Genomic DNA, 20,580 nt, shown 5'->3' on the forward strand with positions numbered 1-20,580 from the left:
TCAAACGCAGGGTCGTCTGTTAGGGACTGCGCATGCGTCCGATAGAGCGCACATAATGTTCCGCCGCCATTGAGCATAAAAACAGAGCGGATGGGTTGAAAATAGAGGGGATTTCTGATGAAAAAAATCGAAGCCAAGCGTAAAATCATGGGCTCGGTTAGCGCGCTGACCCTGATTCTGGCCGGTTCGGAGGCGGCTCTGGCACAAACGGGTGCGCAAGCGGCGGATCAGCAGGCCGATAGCGAAACCAGCAAGAACGCCGAAATCATCGTGACGGGCACGCTGCTGCGCGGCATCGCGCCGGTGGGCACCAATGTGCTCAGCGTGGGTCAGGCCGATGTGGTGGCGATCGGGGCCAAAACCTCGAACGACCTGCTGGCCAATATTCCCCAGATCAGCAATTTCAACGCCATCCCCACCGGCACCGCCGGTTTCGGCCAGCCCATCGTGCAGACCAACCTGCGCGGCCTTGGCGCCTCGGGCGGCACGACGACGCTGACGCTCATCAACGGCCACCGCGTGGTGGGTCAGGGCATCCTGCAGACCTATGTCGATCCCCAGATCATCCCCCCCGGCCTCATTGAGCGTGTCGAAGTCATCCCCGACGGCGGCTCGTCGATCTATGGTTCCGATGCGATCGGCGGCGTCATCAACTTTATCACGCGAAAGCGTATGAACGGGGTTGAGGCGACCGCACGCTACGGCTTTGCCGATGGCTATAACACGGCCGACGCTAATGTAACGGCGGGCAAGGACTGGGGCAGCGGATCGCTGATGCTGTCCTATGCCTATGCCTGGCACAACAATATTCAGGGTTACGAGCGCAGCTACGTCACCCAGAATTTCACCGGCTTTGGCGGCGCGGACAATCGCAGCATGGCCTGCACGCCGGGCAATGTCCGCATCGGCAGCACCTATTACCCGATGCCCGGCACCACGGCGGGCACCCCCAACAAGTGCAGCACCACCGATTACGCCGACATCTATCCGCGCGAAACGCGCCACTCGGTCTATGCCGTGCTGGACCAGCAACTGACCGACCACTTGAAGGCCAATATCACCGCCTATTATTCGCGCCGCGATACGGTGAACATGGAAGCCACCCTCTCGGGCAGCGGCACGATCACCAACGCCAATCCCTATTTCCGCCAGATCGGCACCGAAACCAGCCAGACGGTCTTCTTCAATTTCGAACCTGTTTTCGGCAAGGGCGTGGCCAGCCCCTCGCGCTTTGATTCATGGGGCATCACCCCCACGTTCGAGGCTGATCTTGGCCATGGCTGGCATTTGCGCGGAATGGCCAATTACGGCCACAGCTATAACAACACGATCCAGAACGCCGCCAATGCGGGCAATATCGTCGCCGCTCTGGCCGGGACGACTACGGCCACCGCGCTCAACCCCTATAATCTGAGCGCGACCGATGCCGGCGTGCTGGCCTCGATCCGCGATTACAGCAACAATTCGGTGGCCAAACAGGATCTGGCCGAAACGCGCCTTGTGGCCGATGGCAGCCTGTTCAACCTGCCGGGCGGCGATGTGCGCTTGGCCGTGGGCGGGGAATTTCATTACGAAAAGATCGCGGCCAATATCCGCTTTGGTTCTTCGGCGGCGCCTTTCCGCAATGCCTCGGCTGCCGCGCGTCAGGTTGCCTCGGTCTTTGGCGAAGTCTTCGTTCCTATCGTGGGCAGCGCCAATGCGGTGCCGGGCATTGCCGCGCTCGATCTGACGGGCTCGGTGCGTTATGACAGCTATGACGATGTGGGCGGCACGACCAACCCCAAGATCGGCTTCAACTACAAGCCGGTCGGCTGGATCACGGTGCGCGGTAATTACGGCACCTCGTTCCACGCGCCCAGCCTTGCCGATACGGTGGGTTCGGTGGACTCGCGCATTTCGTTCACTACGGCCATCGGTTATGCGGGCGGGCGGCCGATCATCTGGATTTCGGGCGGCAATCCCAATCTGAAGCCGGAAAAGGCGCGCACATGGTCGCTGGGCGCGGATATCAAGCCGCCGGTGCTGCCGGGCCTGACCCTGAGCGGGACCTATTACAACATTGACTTCTCCGACATCATCAGCGTGAACTCGGGCGGTTTCGGCAGCGCGGCCTGGTATAATGATCCGCTCAACGCGCCCTTCTTCATCACCAATCCCACCCAGGCTCAGGTCACCAGCTTTTCGGGCGGGGTCAAGCCGGACAACTTCCCCTCGCTGGGCTTCCTCTATGCCAATTACGGCACGCCCTATGCGATCCTAGACCTGCGCCGCTATAACCGTGGGCGCCTGAAGCAGGACGGCATCGACTTTAACGCCCAGTATCAGCGCCCGACCAGCTTCGGCTCGATCTCGCTCAGCTTTGGCGGCACCTATACGCTGCATCGCCGGTCCAGTCCGTCGAGCAATGGCGTCTATACCGAATTGCTGGACAATGGCGTGGGCCGCTTCAACTTTACCGCGGCGGCGGGCGCCACCGTCGGGCCGGTCACGGGCCGGGTCCAGTTGACGCATAGCGGCGGCTATCCGATCATGTTCGACGCCACGCAGACCATGGTCAAGTCTTTCGACACGGTGAACATGTATTGGGGGCTGGACCTGAACAAGATAGGGCTGAAGCAATCGGCGATGCTGACGCTCAACGTCGACAATCTGTTCGATCAGAACCCGCCCTATCGCACCTCGGGCAGCGGCTATGCCAATGGCTCGACGCTGGGCCGCACGATCACGCTGGGGATCCGCACCAAGTTCTGATGAAAAGGGAATGCCGCAACCGCCATCGCGCGGTTGCGGCATCGCTCTTTATTGGCCGTTCCACTGCGTCAAAGTGCGGAAATAGGCCAGCGTATCCTCCAGCGCGTCATTCCCTTTGGCCGACCCCATTTCGGGAAAGAAGCTGAGCTTCACAATGACCGTGCGCGTGGCCGGGTGAGCATAGATGAACTGGCCCTGCAGCCCCAGCGCGGTATAGGCCCCGGTGTCATCCAGCCGCCAGATCTGAAAACCATAGCCCGCCCGCGCCATCGGATTGGTCACCGAGGGCGGTGGAGGCGGCGCGGCGGGATCGGCATTGTTGGTCATGGTGGTGGCCTGTTCGACCCATGCGGCGGGCACGATCTGGCGCCCGTTGAACCGCCCCTTGTCCAGCATCATCGCGCCAAAGCGGGCAAAATCGCGCAACGTGGCATTATAGCCCATGCCGTTGAGTTCGCGCCCCACGCCCGGTCCGCCATCGGCAATCCAGAAGCCATGCGCCTGCGCTCCCATCGGTTGCCACAGATATTGCGCCATGAAATCGGCCAGCGGCCGCTTGGTCGCGCGCTCCAGCACCCAGCCCAGCACCGACGTGTCGAGCGTGGAATAGTTGAAACGGCTGCCGGGCGCGAATTTGCGCTTCAGGCGCGGGGCCATGTCGGCAAAGCGCTCCTTGTTGGCCACGATGGCGTTCAGAAAGATCTGCGCAGCGACACTGGGCGTCGCGCCGAAATCATAGCGCTCCTCATAATCCACGCCTGAACGCATCTGGAGCAATTGCCGGATCGTCACGCCGTCATAGCCCGAGCCTTTCAGTTCAGGGACATAGGCGACCGCCGGATCGTCGATCGAGCGGATCGCGCCTTGGCCCACCGCAATGCCCACCAGCATCGAGGTGAAGGTCTTGGCCATGGAAAAGGAGATGAAATGCGTGTCCGCATCGGTGTTGTTGCGATAGCTTTCATGCAGCACCTTGCCGTCGCGCATCACCAGCAGGGCCGAAGTATAGGTCAGATCCTCCCACGCATCCTCGCTCATCGCCTTGCCGCGAATGGTGGCGGGCGGCAGGGCGGTATCGGTGCGGGCGAGCGGGGCGACCGGGCCGGATCGCGCCACCACGCGGGTCTGGAACAGCTGATCCATATTATGGAAGGTCAGCATATTCTCAGGCGCTTCGAGCATATGCATCCGCGCGGCGGCCAACGCAGGCGGCACCGATCCATCGGGCAACACATGGGGCGGGGCGGTTTGCGCCCAAAGCGATGGCGCGGCCATGGCCAGCATGAGCGCAAGAGACAGGCGGATCGGAGAAACCATGGGTCGACCTTTGCAAAAGTGATGCTGCTGGATGGGGCATTCGCCCGACCGGTGCATCCCCCGTTTGGTATATCCTATATCATAAAGCGCCCCTTGCGCCTGCCACGGACCCGGCAATGCGGCGCACCAATTCGGATTGGCGCCCCGCGCCCGTCTTGGCCAGCACGCGTTTGAGATGCAGCCGCGCGGTGCCTTCGGTAATGCCGCGCGCGGAGGCAAATTCGCTGACGCTGCCCCCGGCGGCAAGGCAGGAGGCCAGCGCAGCCTCGGTGAGGGTGATGCCAAAGAGCAGCGCGAGATCTTCGGGTGCATAATGCACCGCGTCTTCGGGGCGGGCGATGGTCAGCAGCAGCAGATCGCGCGGCGGGCCGGAGCGCCCCGGCATGGGCGCAAAGGGACTGGCGCGCAGGTGCAGCGCGGGTTGGTCTATGCCGCCCATCGCCATGACGCCGCGGTCCGCGCGCCCCTCGATCAGCGCGGTCAGGCCTTCGTGATCGGCGCGATCCACCGCAGCCAGATGCCCATGGCGCAGAAGCAGCCTGTCCCCCTGCGCCAGCATTGTCCGCGCGGGCGCATTGCACCAATGCAGACGCAGATCGCGGTCGCAGGCCAGCATCGCCGTGCCGGTCGCATCATGGGCCTGCGCCAGCCATTCGGCCTTGGCCTCGGCCGCGCTCATCCGCATCCACAGCCTTGCGGCCTGCTGCATATGGGGCGCCATCCGCGTCAGCATGGCCTCTTCGCGCGGGTCCATATCGCGCCGGTCATCGGCATTGCGGTGAAAGATCAGCGTGAAGCGATGGTCCTTGTCCAGCCTGTGGCTCATCCAGAAGGCCGGCCCCAGTCCGCAGCGCGCCAGCCCGTCGGACAATTGGCGGCGGTCCTGCGAGGAATAGGTAAGGCTGCGCGCGTCGCTCAGGATCTCCGTTTCGAGCATCGGGGCGATGGGACGGCTGAAGCGCGGGTTGGCGGGGGTGTTGGCCCAGGAATCATGCAGGCGGCCATGGCGCTCGGAATGGCTGTCGCGCGTGCCCCAGACCGGCAAGGCCCGGCCGCCCCGCGCGGCGACCAGCAATTGCGCGGCCACGCATTCAACCTGAAAATCGCGGCGCAACAGATCCATCAGCGCGACCCAGCGCCCCGGTTCCTCGATCGCGCCATAGAGCGCGCCGATCCATTGATCGCTAATTGCCGCCATGATTGCGCTCCCCCGCCTTTAACCCATCTGGAGCGCAGGATATCCTATCGCGCCCGAACGGCAAGCGGGGCCTTTGCGGCGTCGCCGGTCTAAGTCCCCGCCACAGCCTTGCGGAACAGGGATCGGACCAGCCGATCCTCCAGCACCCGCCCGATCAGATAGAGCGCCACGAAGATCCCGGCAAAGACATAGGCCGGGGTGGGCGAGGGCTTCTTGCTCTTGGGGCCTTCCTCGTCGCCGTCATCGCCGTCGGGCTTGTCCGGGACAGGCGCGCCCAGCGCCTTGTCGATGGGGTTCATCGGCGGGACGGCCTCTTTTGCGGCGGGCTTGGGCTTGGGCTTGGCCTTTGCAGGCAGGCCGGCGGTGTGGGCGGGGCCGTGAGCGGCGGGTTTCTGAAAGTCGTTGATGGTGATGATCGTCTGCGCAAAGCCGAGAAACAGCAGCGGCGCGAGGAAGCAGTAGAGCAAAGCGCGGCTGATCAGATCATAGCGCAGCACCGAATTTTCCACCCTCAGCACGCCGCTGTCGAACACCGACATCTTGTCCTGCGCCGCCGCATCCTTTTTGCGGAAGGTCAGCGTGTCCTGATAGCGGTCATAGCTGGTGCCGGTCTGGCGGAAAAGCGGGGCCAGAAGGTCAAAGGCCTCCTCGCCCGATTGCTCCGCGGGCAGGGCGACTTCGCCGCGAATATGCCAGATCCAGTCGACGTAACGCAGCATGGAGGCTTTTTTCTGCGCCGATCCGGCGTAATCATGACGGGGCGCAGCGACAGTTCCACTCATTCGGCAGGCTCCGTCATGGGCGCCGGAACGCTGCGGCCGTATTTTTCCTTCATCGTCTTCCAGCCCTCTGTGAAGGGATAGGTCATCTGTTCGCGGATCGACATGCGGCGCCCGCCTTCCAGCCCCAGCAATTCGGCCTCGCCATCGACGCAGGTGCCGAACATGCGGTCGATGAAAATATAGGAACCGGCGTAATTGCTGCGCGTGGCCTCGAAATCCTGCGAATGGTGCAGGCTGTGATGCTCGGTCGTGTTGAACAGGAAGCGCCACCAGCGGGGCGAATTGAAGCGGACATTGATGTGCTGATACGTGCCGATAGCCAGTCCAAAGGCCCCCGCCATCAGCGCCGCGCGCGGCAGGAAATCGAAAAAGCCGCCCACGCCCAGCCCGATCAGGAACAGTTCCACCGGATTGCCGACCGCGCCTTTGTTGATATTGAGCTGGGTGATGTAATGATGCACCGAATGGGGCAGCCAGAGCGGATACCAATTGTGCATCCCCCGGTGCATCCAATATTGCCCGAAATCGAAGATGAACGAGATCAGGAAGGCCTGTACCAGCAGCGGCAGGCCGGTGAACCAGGTAGCCTTGTCCCAATGCATCGCGTGCTGGATCGCCTTGATCATCACGCCGCTGCCGATGAAACTGTTCATGATGCGGATCAGCGTATAGCCCAGCCCGACATAGAACAGGTCGGTGGCCAGCTCTTTCCACGTCAGACGCCAACTGGCGAAACGCGGATTGACCCATTCGAGCGCCAGCAGCAACACCTTGAAACCAATGCCGATATAGATCGCGGTAGAGGCCTTGGCGATGGAATTGGGCGCATAGAACCAGAAGGCCAGCATCGCAAAGAGCATGGTCGGCTGAAACCAGGTGAAGATGAATTGTTTGATCGGACCGCCCTCGACGCGGGGAATGTTTTCCCAGCCGATGGTGACGGGCGCTTCGGCCCCAATGATCCGCTTGCCTACGAGAACGCCGTTCATCTTGTCTCTACCCGAGTCCAGCCTGCAGGAGGGTAAAGTGCCTGAAATTCTGGACGGGTGTCATACGTCATCGGGCGTATAAGCCATGATAAAGAATCGCGCACGCGCGCGCTGGAGTTTCTTGCGGCCCGGGCCTAGGCTTGTCGTCACAGGGATCGCGGCAAGGGACGGGCGAATGGATCAGGGCGCGGCGGCGCGACAGGCTTTGCGGCGGGGCGACTGGGCAATGGCGCAGCGGCTGGCGGCGGGGTTGATGGTGCGCTCGCCCGCCGAGGGTCAGTTCGTGCTGGGCGTGGCGGCGGCCTCGACAGGGCGGGCGGTTGAGGCACTGGCCTATTTCCAGCAGGCCGTGATGGGCGAACCCCCAGAGGCATCACGGGGCGGCGAATATCGCGCCCAGCTCGCCCGTATGCTCAGCCTGTTGCGCCGCGATGGCGAGGCCGCGCAGGTGTTGCAGGAGGCCGAGCAGAACCTGCCGCAGGATGCGCTCAGCCTCGATACGCTGGGCTGCGTCTATGCGCGACTGGGGCGGCATGAGGCGGCCTTGCCCCATTTTCTGGCCGCCGTTGCGCGTGAGCCGGACAATCGCGAATATCGCTATAATCAGGCCGTGACGCTCAATTTCCTGGGCCGGGTGGATGAGGCGGAGGCGGCGCTGGAGGCTTTGATCGCGCTGGCTCCCGATGATGCCCGCGCACATCACCTGCTGGCCTCGCTGCGCAAGCAAAGCGTGGGGCGCAACCATATCCCGCGATTGGAAACCGCCTATGCCGGGGCGAAACCGGGGCGTGACCGGCTGCTGACCGGCTATGCGCTGGCCAAGGAACTGGAGGATATCGGCGAGGAGGCGCGCGGCTTTGCGACGCTTTGCGCGGTCAATGCCGCGCACAGGCGCGATCTGCCCTATGATCCCGCGCAGGACGCCGCCAATTTCCAGGCCATGCAGGACGGATGGCCAGCCATGGCCGAGCCGAGGGATGCGCCGGCCGATGCGCCCGTTTTCATCATCGGCATGCCGCGCACGGGCACGACTCTGGTGGACCGCATCCTGTCCTCGCATCCCGATCTGGAAAGCGCGGGCGAATTGCAGGCGATGCCGCTGGCGGTGAAGGCCATGGCGGGCACGGGCGGGCGCAATGTGCTGGACCCGGAAACGGCGCTGGCGGCGGCGCGGGGGGATATGGCGGCGCTGGGGCGCGATTATCTGCGGCGGGCGGGGCATCATCTGCGCGGCGATGCGCCTCGTTTCATCGACAAATTTCCCGGCAATTTCCATTACGCGGGTTTCATCGCGCGGGCCTTGCCCAAGGCGCGCATCGTCTGTCTGCGGCGCCATCCGATGGATACGGTGCTGGCCAATTTCCGCAATTTGTTCGCCATTTCCTCGCGTTACTATGACTACAGCTATGACCTGCTGGACATCGCCGCCTATTATGCGGGCTTTGATCGGCTGATGGCTTTCTGGCGTCATGTGCTGCCGGGGCGCGTGATGGAACTGGCCTATGAGGATCTGGTGAGCGATCAGGAGGGGCAGACGCGCGCCCTGCTGGCCCATTGCGGGCTGGAATGGGATGCGCGATGCCTGTCTTTTCAGGACAATGCCGCCCCGGTTGCCACGCCCAGCGCGGCGCAGGTGCGCAGGCCCATGTATCGCGACTCGGTGGCGCGCTGGCGGCGGCATGAAGAGGCGCTGGCCCCGGTGCGCGCCTATTTTGAAAGCGTGGGGATCGCGGTGGACTGATCGGCCTACGCCATATCGCGCATGTTTGGGGCAGGCGATGGGGCGCATTATGGCACGATGGATCTTGCGTTTCGCCTTGGTGTGATGGTGCTGGCCGCCGGTTTCGGTTCGGGGGCCATGGCCGCGCCTGCCGCCACCACGCATCTGGTGACATGCGGGGATCAGACCTGCCTGATGGTCAACGGATATCGCCAACAGCGCGAGGATGCCGTGGCGATCAACGGGCATCGCGTGGCGGTCGAAGGCGGGCGGAACTGGCGGCTGCGCTTGCCCATGGCGACCTTGCGCGCATGGTCTGCGCCCTATGCCCGCAGTCTTGCCATCGCCACGGGCGAGAGCGCCGAGCGCGAGATCAGCCTGCCCATCGGCCTGTTGGGCCATACCGATCTGGCCGCACTGGAGGTGCGCGTCCGTTAATCGCTTTGTTGTCAAACCCTGCCAATGCGCCTATGAATTTAGGACGGTCGCCAAAAGAGCGGCCCCAAAAGATTGCGCAGGAGTGGATGATGAAGATTGTATTCGCGGCTCTGGCCGCCGTCTCGCTTGCCGCCGGGGCTTCGGCGGTGCAGGCTGGAACCCCCGGCGAAAACCCCTTGGCCAGAGACAGCGCGGTGCTGCACCTCAACGGTCTGGACCTTGCCACTGTGGCCGGGCAACAACGCCTAGCGATCCGGCTGGATCAGGCGGCAGCGGCCGTTTGCGGCGACCGGCTTGCCGGTGTGCATCTGGCGCTTGAGGAACAGTCGCGCGCCTGCCGCGCCGGGGTTGTGGCCGATGTCCGCGCCCAGATCGAGCGCCGCCAGACCGCCGCTGCCAGCTCGGTCAAGTTGGCCTCGGCCCGATAAGGGGTGGGGTGGAGCCTGTGCTCCACCCGCTCATTCGCCGATCTTGGCCGGATCGGCCCAGAAAGACAGTGTGTGCTTGTCATGCGCGGTGGTCCACACGCCCATCGGCGCATAACGCAGGCCCCCGCTGCCCGCCAGCGGCCCGACGCGGGCGCGGATGGCCAGCGTTTTGGGGTCGATCACCACAAAGGTCTGATCCTCGGTACTGCGCAGCCAGACCTTGCCGCCGCCGGTGTCGATGTCGCCATATTTCAGCACTTCGCCCACCTTGACCCGGCCCGAAACCTCGCCGGTGGCGGGATCGATGCGCGCCACCGTGCCATCGCCCTGTTCCTGCACCCAGACCCCGCCTTCGCCCGCGGCAAGGAAACCGGGCTGTTTGCCCAGCGGCGTGGTTTTCGTCACGCTGTTGGTGGCCGGATCAATGCGCTGGATCAGATTGCCCTTGGCGCTGACCGCCCAAAGCGCGTTGAAGCCGAAGGCAAGGTAATAGGCGCCCGGCTCGGTGGGGATGGTGGCGATGACCTTGTTGGTCCGCGCATCAATCCGCTTGATCTCGCCCCTGGCGTCGCTGGCCACCCAGATCGAGCCGGCGCCCGCCGCCACGTTCAACTCGCCCTCCTTGCCATTGGCAAGCCCGGTGGGGATGCTGGCAATCACCTTGGCCTTGTGCAGGCTGACGCGCTTGACCACGCCTTCCTTGCAATCGGCAAACCACAGCGAGCCATGGGCGATGCTCATGCCGCCGCAGGGGCGCGGACTGGGCACTTCGGCCAGCTTCTTGTCGGCGGACCAATGTTCGACACGGCCCCGGTTGGTGGTCCACACGGTCGCGCCATCGACCGCAATGAAATCCGCAAAACCGGGGACGGGGATGACCTTCTCCACCGGCTCGGCCAGAGCGGGCGTGGCGATCAGGGCGGCAAGCAGCAGAGCTTTCATGAGCGTCTCCCCTCAGGCGCGCGAGGCGATATAGGCGCGCCAGCCACCCAGATCGGTGATGTCGGCGGCGCCCACAATCGCGCGCGGTTCGGCCACGAAACCCTTGACGCTGCTGCCGTCGGCCAGCGTGACGGTCCCGATGGCCAGCGGCGCGGGCACCTCGACCACGAAACTGCCAAACTCGGCCACGCCCAGTTCATAGACCTCAACCTTGACCGCCGCGCCATCCTCGGCATGGATCAGAGCAGGCTTGGGCGGCACGCTGTCGGCCATCGCATAGAGCCGGTAATGGGGCGCGGTTTCAAAGGCCCCGACGAAGGTGGCATCGCGGCTGGTCAATTGCCAGTGGAGCGGCATATCCTTGAGATGGGCGCCGACAACGGCCAGTTTCACGGTCTGCATTTTCGCCTCCAGATCAAGCGGTGGGAGAGGGGGAAGGTCAGCGGCGTCGAGATAGGCATCTGCCATATCCAGCAGCGCCCGATCGCAATCGGCAGGCCCGATCAGCGTGATGCCAAAGCCTGTGCCATTGTGGCGCGCGCCCGCCGGAATCGCCAGGGCGGCCATATCCAGCAGGTTTACGAAATTGGTATAGGCGCCAAGGTTGCTGTTGAGCGCGATGGGCGCGGCGGCCAATTCGACCACGCGATAGGTGGTGCCGGTGGTGGGAAAGGCGAGAATGTCGATCTCGTCCCACATCTGATCGGCATGGCGTTTCAGGGCGGCGAGGCGATAGATCCCCTGCCACAGGTCCACCGCGCCGATGTTGAGGCCCGGTTCGACCACGGCGCGCACGGTGGGGTCGATGGCATCAGGATTGTCGGCCAGCAGGCCCGCGATGGCGGCGCTGCGCTCGGCCACCCATGGGCCGCCATAGAGCAATTGCGCGGCCTCCTGCAGCGGGGCCATGTCGATCTCGACGATCCGGCCCTGTGCGGAAAGTGTTTCGAGCGCGCGGTCATAGAGATATTCGCTCTCCGCATCGCCAAAGAACAGTCGTTGGTCGCGGCGCGGAACCCCGATGGTCCGCGCCGCGCGGGGGCGGTCGGCCAAGGGTTTGGAATAGGGATCGGCGGCATCGAAACCGGCGACCACCCCGTCCACCAGCCGGGCATCCGCCGTATCATCGGTAAAGACCGTGATGCAATCCAAGGTGCGGCAGGCCGGGACAAGGCCCGAAGTGCTCCACCGCCCCTTGGTGGGCTTAAAGCCGATCAGATGGTTGAAGGCGGCGGGTACGCGCCCCGACCCTGCCGTATCCGTCCCCAGCGCAAAACCCACTAATCCGGCCGCCACCGCTACCGAGGAGCCGGAACTCGATCCCCCGCTGACATAGGCCAGATTATAGGCGTTGCGCGGGATGCCATAGGGGCTGCGCGTGCCGACAAGGCCGGTGGCGAATTGGTCGAGGTTGGTCTTGCCGACACAGATCGCGCCCGCCGCCAGCAGGCGTTCGACCACCGGGGCCGAAGCGGCGGGTCGGTAGGCAAAGGCCGGGCAGGCGGCGGTGGTTTCAAACCCCGCCACATCGATATTGTCCTTTACCGCAAAGGGGACGCCGGCAAGGGGCAGATCCTCGCCCGCCGCTACGCGCGCGTCGATGGCGGCGGCGGCGGCCAAAAGCGTTTCGGGCGATGCCCGGCTGATCCAGATCTGCGGCTGGATGGCGTCATAGGCGGCGAGGCGGGCGAGCACCTCGCGCGCCACCTCCACCGCGCTGGTTTGCCCGCTGCGGATGGCGGCGGCGATCTTGGTGGCGGCCTGTCGGTTCATGCGTGCCTCCGCAGCGCCAGCATCGGCGCGCCCGGTTGCAGGGATTGCTTTTCGGCCATGTAAAGCGCGGCGATGGTGCCGCTGCCCGGACTTTCGATCGGGCATTCCATCTTCATGGTTTCGAGGACCGCGATGGTTTCGCCCGCGCTGACCTCATCGCCTGCTGCCACCAGCAGTTTCCATACGCTGCCGCCAAAGGGCGCCTCGATCAATTCGCTGCCTTCGGGCAGGGTGATGTCGGCGGTCTGGGGGGCGTCCTCCTCGTTCAGGCTGGAAACGCGGTCGAACTCGCCCTTGCGCTGCCAGTCCTCGCGCTCTTCGGCAAAGGCGGCCTCGCGCCTTGCCTCAAATTCGGCGATGCCTTGCGCATTGTCGGCAAGGAAAGCGCGGTAATCGGCGAGGCGGAATTGCGAAGGCTCGACCCGTATCGCGCGCCGCCCCGATGGAAAATCGCGCCGCCATTCGGCCAGTTCTTCGGCGCTGACCGGATAGAAGCGGATCTGGTCGAAAAAGCGCAGCAGCCAGGGCTTGTTCTCGATGAAATCCTGCGTCTGGCGATAGGTGTTCCACACCTGAATGGTGCGGCCAAAAAGCTGATATCCGCCCGGCCCCTCCATGCCATAGATGCACATATAGGCCCCGCCGATGCCCACGACATTGGGCGGCGTCCATGTGCGCGCAGGGTTATATTTTGTGGTGACAAGGCGGTGGCGCGGATCAACCGGCGTTGCCACCGGCGCGCCAAGATAGACATCGCCAAGGCCCATCACCAGATAATTGGCCTCGAAGATCAGGTTCTCGACAGCAGCCGCATCGGGCAGGCCGTTGACGCGGCGGATGAATTCGATGTTGTCCGGACACCATGGCGCATCGTCACGCACCGCGCCCATGTATTTCTCGATGGTCTCGATGGTCGCCGGATCGCGCCAACTGAGCGGCAGGTGGACGATGCGCGAGGGGATGGTAAAATCGGCCAGATCGCCCAGCCTCTCCTCCGCCTCGATCAGTAGGGCCAGAGCCGATTTCTGGTCGATCACCGCGCCGTCGAAATGCAGTTGCAGCGAGCGGATGCCGGGCACAATGTCGATGATGCCGGGGGCGTTCATCCGCTCTAGTTCGGTCATCAGAGCATGGACACGGATGCGCAATTCGATGTCCAGCGTGATCGGGCCATATTCGACGAGGATGTTGCGGTCGCCCTGCTGGCGATAGGTGGTCCGGGGGCGGCCTGATACTGCCGGTGTCTCGGCCAGAAGAGGTGAGAGCGCCTCGATGGCGCGGGCGGGGGTATTGGCCATGGCCGTGCCGGTGGAAAGCAAGGCCTGCTGCGCGGCGTCGGCCTTGGCGGCGTCCTCAATGCTGACCGGCACGAAGCGCAAAGTGTCGCCCGCCGCCAGTTGGCCGATCTTCCACCTGTCCGCCGCGATCACCACGAAGGGACAGACGAAACCGCCCAGCGAAGGCCCGTCCGGGCCAAGGATGATCGGCATGTCGCCGGTGAAATCCACCGCGCCGATGGCATAGGGATTATCGTGGATGTTTGAGGGATGCAGCCCCGCCTCGCCGCCGTCCTTGCGCGCCCATTGCGGTTTGGGGCCGACAAGGCGCACGCCGGTGCGGTTGCTGTTGTAATGGACCTGCCATGAGGCGGCGATGATGGTGTCAATGTCGGAGGGCGTGAAGAAATCGGGCGCGCCATGCGGGCCATAAAGGACGCGGATCGCCCATTCGCCCGGCAATTCGGGCGGCGCGGCGGAGGGCAGGGGTGCTGACATGGGTTCATCGCCAAGGTGGATCGTATCGCCCGCCATCAATCGGCGCGCGGCATGGCCGCCAAATTGGCCCAGTTCAAAAGTGCTGCGGCTGCCCAGATAGGGGGCGAGGTCAAAGCCGCCCGCAAACAGGATATAGCCGCGCATCCCGCCGCCGCGCGCCCGGCCCATGGCGAGGGTCTGGCCTGCGGCGACCGCGATGGGTTGGCCGCGCTCGATGGGGGCGCCATCCAGCGCGGCGCCGAAATCCGCGCCCATCAGGCAGATCGTGGCGGGTGCGGTAAAGCTGAGCGTCGGGCCGGTGTTGGTGACTTCCAGCCCCGCCGTGCCCTCGGCATTGCCGATCAGGCGATTGCCCAGACGGAAGCTTTGATCATCCATCGGGCCGGAGGGGGGCACGCCCACCGCCCACAGCTTTTGCCGTCCCGGCCAGTCCTGCACGGTAGTAGCCGTGCCGCCGGAGATCACGCGGATCGCGCGGGGGCGGAAATCGACCTGATCGAGCGCGCGGGTGGATACCTCGCCGCTGGTGAAGGCGGGCAGGCGCACCACATCGCGCAGCCAGCGCAGGTTCGTTTCGATCCCATCGACGCGGGTGGCGGCCAGCGCGGTCTGCATCGCGGCCACGGCCTCCGCGCGCGTGGGCGCATGGACGATCAGTTTCGCCAGCATCGGGTCATACCAGACGCTGACCTCGGTGCCCGCCATGACCCATGTTTCGGCACGGATATTGTCGGGGAAGGTGACGGCGGTCAGCGTGCCCGAGGTGGGGCGATAATCGAGGCCGGGGTCTTCGGCATAGAGGCGGACCTGAATGGAATGGCCCTTGGGTTCGGGCGTGGGCGCGTCGAGGAAGCTGTAATCGCCGCTTGCGCCCCGGATCATCCATTCGACCAGATCGATGCCCATCACCTCCTCGGTGACGCCATGTTCGACCTGAAGGCGGGTGTTCATTTCTAGGAAGAAGAAGCTTTGGCGGTCGGCATCATAGAGGAATTCGACCGTGCCCGCCGAGCGGTAATTCGCCGCCTGACCAAGGCGGATGGCCGAGGCGATGAGGTCGGCGCGGACATGGGCGGGCAGCAGGGGCGCGGGGGCTTCCTCCAGCACTTTTTGGTTGCGGCGTTGCAAGGAGCAGTCGCGCTCACCCAGCGCCATGATGCGCCCCTGCCCATCGCCGAAGATCTGGACCTCGATATGGCGGGCGCGGCGAATATAGCTTTCGAGGAACACCCCGGCGTCGCCGAAATTACTCATGCCGAGGCGGGCCACGGCGGCAAAGCCCTCGCGCACGTCCTCGTCATTCTCGCAAATGCGCATGCCGATGCCGCCGCCGCCCGCCGTGGCTTTCAGCATCACCGGATAGCCGATCTGCGCTGCGGCTGTCAGAGCCTGCGCTTCATCGGTCAGCAGGTCCGAGCCGGGGGCCAGCGGCACGTCATGCGCGGCGGCCAGCGCGCGGGCGCTATGTTTGAGGCCGAAGCTGCGGATATTGTCGGGCGTGGGGCCGATAAAGACGATGCCCGCCTCTGCGCAAGCCTGCGCAAATTCGGTGCTTTCGGCCAGGAACCCATAGCCGGGATGGATCGCCCCCGCGCCGGATTTCTGCGCCGCTGCGATGATCGCGGGAATGTTGAGATAGCTTTCGGATGCTCGGCCTTCCCCGATGCAGATCGCCTCATCGGCCTGCGCCACATGGAGTGAGGCCTCGTCAGCCTGCGAATAGACCGCGACCGAGCGCAGGCCCATTTTGCGCAAAGTGCGGATGATACGGGTGGCGATCGCCCCGCGATTGGCGATCAGGACGGTGTCAAAGCTCATGCCGATACAATCATCCGAACGGGGGTGGGGTTGAAGGCGTTGCAGGGATTGTTGATCTGGGGGCAGTTTGAAACGACCACGATCACATCCATCTCCGCGCGCAGATCGACCGTCAGGCCGGGCGCGGAAATGCCGTCGACAATCCCCAGCGAGCCATCGGCTTCGACCGGAACGTTCATGAAGAAATTGATGTTCGAGACGATATCGCGCTTGCCGCGCCCTTGGGTCAGATTGGCCTCAAGGAAATTTTCGACGCAGGCATGTTGCGATTTGGTGTGGTGGCCATAGCGCAAAGTATTGGATTCGCACGAGCATGCTCCGCCGATCGTGTCGTGATATTCGACCGAGGTGGCAGCAATCGTCATCATCGCGCGGCCTTCGTTGGAACGCAGCACCGTGCCCTGATGCAGGAACAGATTGCCCTGTGCACTGACGGTATCCTGCATGCTGTAGCGCTCGGCGTCGTCCTCGGCGCTGTAGAGCAGGAAATCAACCGCCTGATTGCCTTCCAGATCGACAATGCGCAGGGTCTGGCCCGCGCGGATTGTGTGGAGCCAAGGCGCGCGGGCCGGGACGATGGCGTCATGGAGGATGGCGCCGGTAAGGCCAGCGGTGTGGGGATCTTGCGTCATGGTGCCTGTTCCTCGCTCAGCGACGGCAATAATCTTCGACGTTTTCAAAGGCGCGCAGGCCTTCGGGCGTCGCATTGCGGATGGGGTCCTCGGGCGGGGTGATCGGCCCGCGCCATGCGCTGGCGCGCAGGGGCGTGACCGAATATTCCGGGCGCGGGTCGAGGACATGGGGGCAGTTGGCGATGACCACAATCACCTCCATTTCCGCGCGCAGCACCACACTGCGGCCCGGCGCAAAGGGGCCGATGATAGGGGTGATCGTGCCGTCCTCTTCGATATGCGTGCCCTTGAACAGGTTGACGCAGGGGTGGACATCGCGGCGCGACAGACCATGCTTGGCCGCCCCCAGCAGGAAGCGGTCGCGCCCATTGGGGTGGGGGCCGCTGTTCGCCCCGTTGCCGTATTTGGCGGCATTGGTGGCCGCGTTCGATGTCCCGGCAAAGCAGTCATGCGTGCCCGCCTCATCACCCTCGATGCTCATCAGTACCCGGCCCATGTCGGAGAGCAGCAACTTGCCCTCGCCAAGATAGGCGTTCCACTGGACCTTGACCGTATCGGCCACGTTCATCCGTTCGCTGGGCATTTGCGCGTTAAAGATCATCAGGCTGGCGCAGGCATCGCCCTGCGTGTCGATCAGGCGCAGGCGGGCGCCGCGCGGCAAATGGCGCGTGGCATAGCCGCCCGGCGCGATGGTTTCCTCCCACAGGTGATCCTGCGGCGCGACGCCTCCGGGCAGGTCATCGGCATGCGGGGGCAGGATCGGCATGGATTCGACCACGGTGCCCGCCATGGCGCGGGCATGGTCGCGGGCGGCCAGAGGATTGGCCAGAGTGTTTGCGGGAATGTCTGTCATGCTGCCGCTCCCTTGCGTTGGGCTTGGTCGGATGCTGCGCCATCGGCATGAAGCGGGGGCAGCAGGGCGGTGGTGGTGACCAGTTCGAGCTGATGCACGCCGCGCACCCGGCGCAGCGCATCGCACAGATCCTTGAGGCGCACGGCAGGGCCTTGCACCAGCAGGACTTCGAGCGACTGGTCCTGTTCGAGAAAGACGTGTTGCGAGGAGATGACCTCGGTCAGGTAATCGGCCTGAGTCTGGGCCAGTTGGTGGCGCACCCGGCCCCGGTCGCCGCGATAGACCAGCGTGATGGTCCCTGCCAGCATCTCGTCGGGGCGAGTCAGGCTCTCATGCTTGGCCAGAGCGTGGCGGATCAGTTCGGCGATCAGTTGCGAGCGTGAGGGCAATTCGCGCTCCTCGACCATCATGTCGAGCTTGCGCGAAAGTTCGGCGGGCAGGCTCATGCTGAGTCTGGCAAGGGTTGAGGGAGGGTTCATGCATCCATCTCCTCGCGGTGGCCCGTTCCTTCTTCGCGCGGGCGGAGCGGCAGGTCATAGACCGCCGTGGCGCCAAAGCGGTGGGGGGCGTGGGGATCGTGTCGGCGTTTATCCAACGCCAGAACGCGGGTGCCGAGCGAAAAGGCCTCGCGGATGTCATGCGTGACCATGATGATGGTCAGGCCAAATTCGCGCCACAATTGCGTGATGAGGCTATGCATGTCGGCCCGAATGCCGGGGTCGAGCGCGCCGAAGGGTTCATCGAGCAACAGGATGCGCGGGCGCTTGATGAGAGCCTGCGCGATGGCCAGACGCTGCTGCATCCCGCCCGACATTTGCGCAGGGTAAATGTGCAGATTGTCGCCAAGGCCCACGGCCTCCAGCATAGCAGTGGCCTCTGCGCGGGCCTTGGCGCGGGCCGCGCCGAACAGGCGGGCCAGCAGCGGCGAGCCTGCGCATTCCAGTCCGAACATCGTGTTTTGCAGGACCGTGAGATGCGGAAAGACCGAATAGCGCTGAAACACCACGCCGCGATCCGGCCCGCATTCAGGCGCCAGCGGCGCGCCGTCCAGCATGATCGTACCCCGCGTCGGGCTTTCCTGCCCCAGGATCACGCGCAGCAGGCTGCTCTTGCCCGCGCCCGAGGGGCCGATGATCGAAACGAAGGAGCCTGCGGCAATATTCAGATCGACCTTTTCCAGAACGATCTTGTCGCCATATTCGACCCACAGGTCGCGCAAGGAGAGGAGCGTGCTCAATGGTTGGCTCCTTGTGCCCAGGGAAAGCAGCGGCGCGAGGCCCATGCCAGCGCGACATCCATCGCAATGGCCAGCAGCGCGATCCACGCCACATAGGGGATGATGACGTCCATCGAGAGATAGCGCCGCACGAGGAAGATGCGGTAGCCAAGGCCGACATCCGAGGCGATGGCTTCCGACGAGATCAGGAACACCCATGCCGGACCCAGCGCCAGACGCACCGCCTGAAACAGGCGCGGCAGGGCCTGGGGCAGGGCGACGCGGATCAGGATCTGCCAGCTTCCCGCGCCCAAGGTCTGGGCCTTGATGATCTGTTCGCGCGGCAGGGCGGCAACGTGCCCGGCAATATCGCGCAGCATGACCGGCGCGATGCCGATGGCGATCAGCGCCACCTTGGCCGTTTCGCCAAGGCCCAGCGCGATGAACAGGATCGGCAAGAGGGCAATCGGCGGGATCACCGCAATCGCCGTGACCAAAGGCCCCAGCACCGCGCGCACCGGCGGCAAAGCCCCCAGCAGCAGCCCCAGCACCAGCGCCACCAGCGTGGCAATACCCAGCCCCAGCCCCAACCGTTGCAGGCTGGCCAGCGTATCGGCCCAGAAGAGATACTGGCCCGAAAGCATGTCGCGCTCAAAGATCAGCGAAGACATTGCCTGTGCCATCCCGGAGGGCAGCGGCAGGATCTTGTCCGAAGGATTCTCCGCGTGGCGCCCGGCGGCGGCGAAGATATAGAGCAGCACCAGCAGCAGGATGGGAGCGGCGCCCCATAACAGCCTGTCGCTGCGCGAAATCTGACGGTTTACCCAGCGCATCGCGCGATCTCCCGCAGGGCTTAGAGTTTGCCGTCGGCGGCCATCGCCATATAGCTGGGGTCGAAGCGCAACGTGACATGGGCCGGATCGCCCAGCACCTTGCCGCCCGGGAAGGACATGCCCACAGCGTCGGCGCTGGCCGCGCCCTTGAACAGGCCCTTGGAGAAGCTGAAATCGCGCACGCGGGTCATGGTGGTGATCAGCGCGGGATCGGTCGTGGCTGCCACCGCCGCCTTGGGCTGGTCGTAGAGATAGGTCGTGGTGAGCTGGTTGTCGAAGACCTCAGGCGTCGAACCGGCCAGCTTGGCCATGGCCGCGCGCGCCGCTTTCCCTTGCGCATCCTGACGCTTCATCAGCGCGACGGTTTCATACCAGATCCCGGTCAGCGCCTTGCCCAGATTGGGGTTGGCTTTCAGCGTGGCCGTGTCCACCACCAGCAGGTCAAGGATTTCGCCCGGAATATCGGCCGAGGTGAACACCGCCTTCACGCCGGGCTGGGCCTTCATCACCGCCAATTGCGGGTTCCATGTCACGGCGGCGGTGGCCTGCGGGCTGCCGAAAGTGCCCACGATATCGGCATCGGACGTGTTGATGGTTTTAACATCGCTCATCGCCATGCCATGTTCGCCCAGCGCGCGCGCCAGCAGGTAATGCGAGACGGACAGTTCGACCAGATAGACCGAACGGCCCTTGATCGCGGCAATATTGTCCGCGCCTTTCAAAAGAACGCCGTCATTGCCGTTCGAATAATCGCCCACGATGATCGCGCTGGTATCCTTGCCGCCCGCGGCCGGAATGGTCAGCGCGTCCATATTGGCCACGGTCACGCCGTCGAATTTGCCCGCCGTGTACTGGTTGACCGATTCGACATAGTCATTGACCTGCGTGATATTGATCTTGATGCCGTATTTGTCTGCCCATTTCTTCACGATCCCGGCCTGCTGGGCATAGGGCCATGGCATCCATCCGGCATAGATCGACCAGCCGATGTTGAATTCTTTGCGCGCCTCGGGCGCCTTGGCCGCAGGTGAGCAGGAGGAGAGCAGCATGGTGCCCGCAAGCAGGGCGCCTGCCATGGCGGCGGCTTTTCCGGTCTTCCTGAACATGGCTTGCTT

The 20,580-nt window shown here is 64.3% G+C and carries 17 protein-coding genes; 4 read left to right on the forward strand and 13 right to left on the reverse strand.

Annotated elements, in window-relative coordinates; translation table 11 throughout:
* Positions 1–117: 117 nt before the first annotated feature.
* Complete coding sequence (locus BGP00_RS24050; protein ID WP_292692090.1) at positions 118–2,751, forward strand: TonB-dependent receptor; 2,634 nt, start codon at positions 118–120, stop codon at positions 2,749–2,751.
* A gap of 48 nt (positions 2,752–2,799) precedes the next feature.
* On the opposite strand, the gene BGP00_RS24055 is transcribed toward BGP00_RS24050, so the two are convergent.
* The 4 genes from BGP00_RS24055 to BGP00_RS24070 form a co-directional block, all read right to left on the reverse strand.
* Entirely contained in the window at positions 2,800–4,068 is a 1,269-nt protein-coding gene (locus BGP00_RS24055) for a serine hydrolase (protein WP_292692092.1), read from the reverse strand.
* A 79-nt stretch (positions 4,069–4,147) separates the two neighbouring features.
* The gene (locus BGP00_RS24060) at positions 4,148–5,266 is read right to left on the reverse strand and encodes a LuxR family transcriptional regulator (protein WP_292692094.1); all 1,119 of its coding nucleotides are present in this window, start codon (positions 5,264–5,266) and stop codon (positions 4,148–4,150) included.
* An 89-nt stretch (positions 5,267–5,355) separates the two neighbouring features.
* Positions 5,356–6,048 carry a hypothetical protein gene (locus BGP00_RS24065; RefSeq protein ID WP_310015425.1) on the reverse strand — a complete coding sequence of 231 codons (693 nt, stop codon included), beginning with the start codon at positions 6,046–6,048 and terminating at the stop codon, positions 5,356–5,358.
* On the reverse strand, positions 6,045–7,037 hold the full coding sequence (locus BGP00_RS24070; RefSeq protein ID WP_292692096.1) for a sterol desaturase family protein: 993 nt from the start codon (positions 7,035–7,037) through the stop codon (positions 6,045–6,047). The genes BGP00_RS24065 and BGP00_RS24070 overlap by 4 nt, the downstream gene beginning before the upstream one ends.
* A 175-nt stretch (positions 7,038–7,212) precedes the next feature.
* Between BGP00_RS24070 and BGP00_RS24075 the strand changes: the two genes are divergently transcribed.
* The 3 genes from BGP00_RS24075 to BGP00_RS24085 all read left to right on the forward strand — a co-directional run bounded on the left by BGP00_RS24075 (position 7,213) and on the right by BGP00_RS24085 (position 9,623).
* On the forward strand, positions 7,213–8,778 hold the full coding sequence (locus BGP00_RS24075) for a sulfotransferase family protein (RefSeq protein ID WP_292692098.1): 1,566 nt from the start codon (positions 7,213–7,215) through the stop codon (positions 8,776–8,778).
* A gap of 21 nt (positions 8,779–8,799) precedes the next feature.
* The gene (locus BGP00_RS24080) at positions 8,800–9,195 is read left to right on the forward strand and encodes a hypothetical protein (RefSeq protein WP_292692100.1); all 396 of its coding nucleotides are present in this window, start codon (positions 8,800–8,802) and stop codon (positions 9,193–9,195) included.
* A gap of 89 nt (positions 9,196–9,284) precedes the next feature.
* On the forward strand, positions 9,285–9,623 hold the full coding sequence (locus tag BGP00_RS24085; protein ID WP_292692212.1) for a UrcA family protein: 339 nt from the start codon (positions 9,285–9,287) through the stop codon (positions 9,621–9,623).
* A gap of 30 nt (positions 9,624–9,653) precedes the next feature.
* Here the strand turns inward: BGP00_RS24085 and BGP00_RS24090 are convergent, their stop codons facing one another.
* The 9 genes from BGP00_RS24090 to BGP00_RS24130 are packed head-to-tail and all read right to left on the reverse strand — an operon-like array spanning position 9,654 to position 20,571.
* Positions 9,654–10,565 (reverse strand): YncE family protein, encoded by a 912-nt coding sequence (locus BGP00_RS24090; protein ID WP_292692102.1) that lies wholly within the window; start codon positions 10,563–10,565, stop codon positions 9,654–9,656.
* 12 nt (positions 10,566–10,577) lie between these two features.
* Positions 10,578–12,338 carry an allophanate hydrolase gene (gene atzF / locus BGP00_RS24095; protein WP_292692104.1) on the reverse strand — a complete coding sequence of 587 codons (1,761 nt, stop codon included), beginning with the start codon at positions 12,336–12,338 and terminating at the stop codon, positions 10,578–10,580.
* Positions 12,335–15,931, reverse strand: a complete 3,597-nt coding sequence (uca, locus tag BGP00_RS24100) for an urea carboxylase (protein ID WP_292692106.1) — start codon at positions 15,929–15,931, stop codon at positions 12,335–12,337. Before uca ends, atzF begins: the two co-directional genes overlap by 4 nt.
* On the reverse strand, positions 15,928–16,563 hold the full coding sequence (locus tag BGP00_RS24105; RefSeq protein WP_168605374.1) for an urea amidolyase associated protein UAAP2: 636 nt from the start codon (positions 16,561–16,563) through the stop codon (positions 15,928–15,930). Before BGP00_RS24105 ends, uca begins: the two co-directional genes overlap by 4 nt.
* A gap of 16 nt (positions 16,564–16,579) precedes the next feature.
* Positions 16,580–17,416, reverse strand: a complete 837-nt coding sequence (locus tag BGP00_RS24110; RefSeq protein WP_292692108.1) for an urea amidolyase associated protein UAAP1 — start codon at positions 17,414–17,416, stop codon at positions 16,580–16,582.
* Complete coding sequence (locus BGP00_RS24115) at positions 17,413–17,895, reverse strand: CopG family ribbon-helix-helix protein (RefSeq protein ID WP_246870347.1); 483 nt, start codon at positions 17,893–17,895, stop codon at positions 17,413–17,415. Before BGP00_RS24115 ends, BGP00_RS24110 begins: the two co-directional genes overlap by 4 nt.
* The gene (locus BGP00_RS24120; protein ID WP_292692112.1) at positions 17,892–18,653 is read right to left on the reverse strand and encodes an ATP-binding cassette domain-containing protein; all 762 of its coding nucleotides are present in this window, start codon (positions 18,651–18,653) and stop codon (positions 17,892–17,894) included. The genes BGP00_RS24115 and BGP00_RS24120 overlap by 4 nt, the downstream gene beginning before the upstream one ends.
* Positions 18,650–19,465, reverse strand: coding sequence for an ABC transporter permease (locus BGP00_RS24125; RefSeq protein WP_292692114.1), 816 nt, complete (start codon positions 19,463–19,465; stop codon positions 18,650–18,652). The genes BGP00_RS24120 and BGP00_RS24125 overlap by 4 nt, the downstream gene beginning before the upstream one ends.
* Before the next feature lie 20 nt (positions 19,466–19,485).
* Entirely contained in the window at positions 19,486–20,571 is a 1,086-nt protein-coding gene (locus BGP00_RS24130; RefSeq protein ID WP_168605369.1) for a putative urea ABC transporter substrate-binding protein, read from the reverse strand.
* Between the last annotated feature and the right edge of the window lie 9 nt (positions 20,572–20,580).

It is taken from the genome of Novosphingobium sp. 63-713 (assembly GCF_001898925.1).
Classification (GTDB): domain Bacteria; phylum Pseudomonadota; class Alphaproteobacteria; order Sphingomonadales; family Sphingomonadaceae; genus Novosphingobium.

Coding starts and splice junctions, on each gene's coding strand:
- BGP00_RS24050 (WP_292692090.1), top strand. CDS start 118: ATGAAAAAAATCGAAGCCAAGCGTAAAATCATGGGCTCGGTTAGCGCG.
- BGP00_RS24055 (WP_292692092.1), bottom strand. CDS start 4,068: ATGGTTTCTCCGATCCGCCTGTCTCTTGCGCTCATGCTGGCCATGGCC.
- BGP00_RS24060 (WP_292692094.1), bottom strand. CDS start 5,266: ATGGCGGCAATTAGCGATCAATGGATCGGCGCGCTCTATGGCGCGATC.
- BGP00_RS24065 (WP_310015425.1), bottom strand. CDS start 6,048: ATGAGTGGAACTGTCGCTGCGCCCCGTCATGATTACGCCGGATCGGCG.
- BGP00_RS24070 (WP_292692096.1), bottom strand. CDS start 7,037: ATGAACGGCGTTCTCGTAGGCAAGCGGATCATTGGGGCCGAAGCGCCC.
- BGP00_RS24075 (WP_292692098.1), top strand. CDS start 7,213: ATGGATCAGGGCGCGGCGGCGCGACAGGCTTTGCGGCGGGGCGACTGG.
- BGP00_RS24080 (WP_292692100.1), top strand. CDS start 8,800: ATGTTTGGGGCAGGCGATGGGGCGCATTATGGCACGATGGATCTTGCG.
- BGP00_RS24085 (WP_292692212.1), top strand. CDS start 9,285: ATGAAGATTGTATTCGCGGCTCTGGCCGCCGTCTCGCTTGCCGCCGGG.
- BGP00_RS24090 (WP_292692102.1), bottom strand. CDS start 10,565: ATGAAAGCTCTGCTGCTTGCCGCCCTGATCGCCACGCCCGCTCTGGCC.
- atzF (WP_292692104.1), bottom strand. CDS start 12,338: ATGAACCGACAGGCCGCCACCAAGATCGCCGCCGCCATCCGCAGCGGG.
- uca (WP_292692106.1), bottom strand. CDS start 15,931: ATGAGCTTTGACACCGTCCTGATCGCCAATCGCGGGGCGATCGCCACC.
- BGP00_RS24105 (WP_168605374.1), bottom strand. CDS start 16,563: ATGACGCAAGATCCCCACACCGCTGGCCTTACCGGCGCCATCCTCCAT.
- BGP00_RS24110 (WP_292692108.1), bottom strand. CDS start 17,416: ATGACAGACATTCCCGCAAACACTCTGGCCAATCCTCTGGCCGCCCGC.
- BGP00_RS24115 (WP_246870347.1), bottom strand. CDS start 17,895: ATGAACCCTCCCTCAACCCTTGCCAGACTCAGCATGAGCCTGCCCGCC.
- BGP00_RS24125 (WP_292692114.1), bottom strand. CDS start 19,465: ATGCGCTGGGTAAACCGTCAGATTTCGCGCAGCGACAGGCTGTTATGG.
- BGP00_RS24130 (WP_168605369.1), bottom strand. CDS start 20,571: ATGTTCAGGAAGACCGGAAAAGCCGCCGCCATGGCAGGCGCCCTGCTT.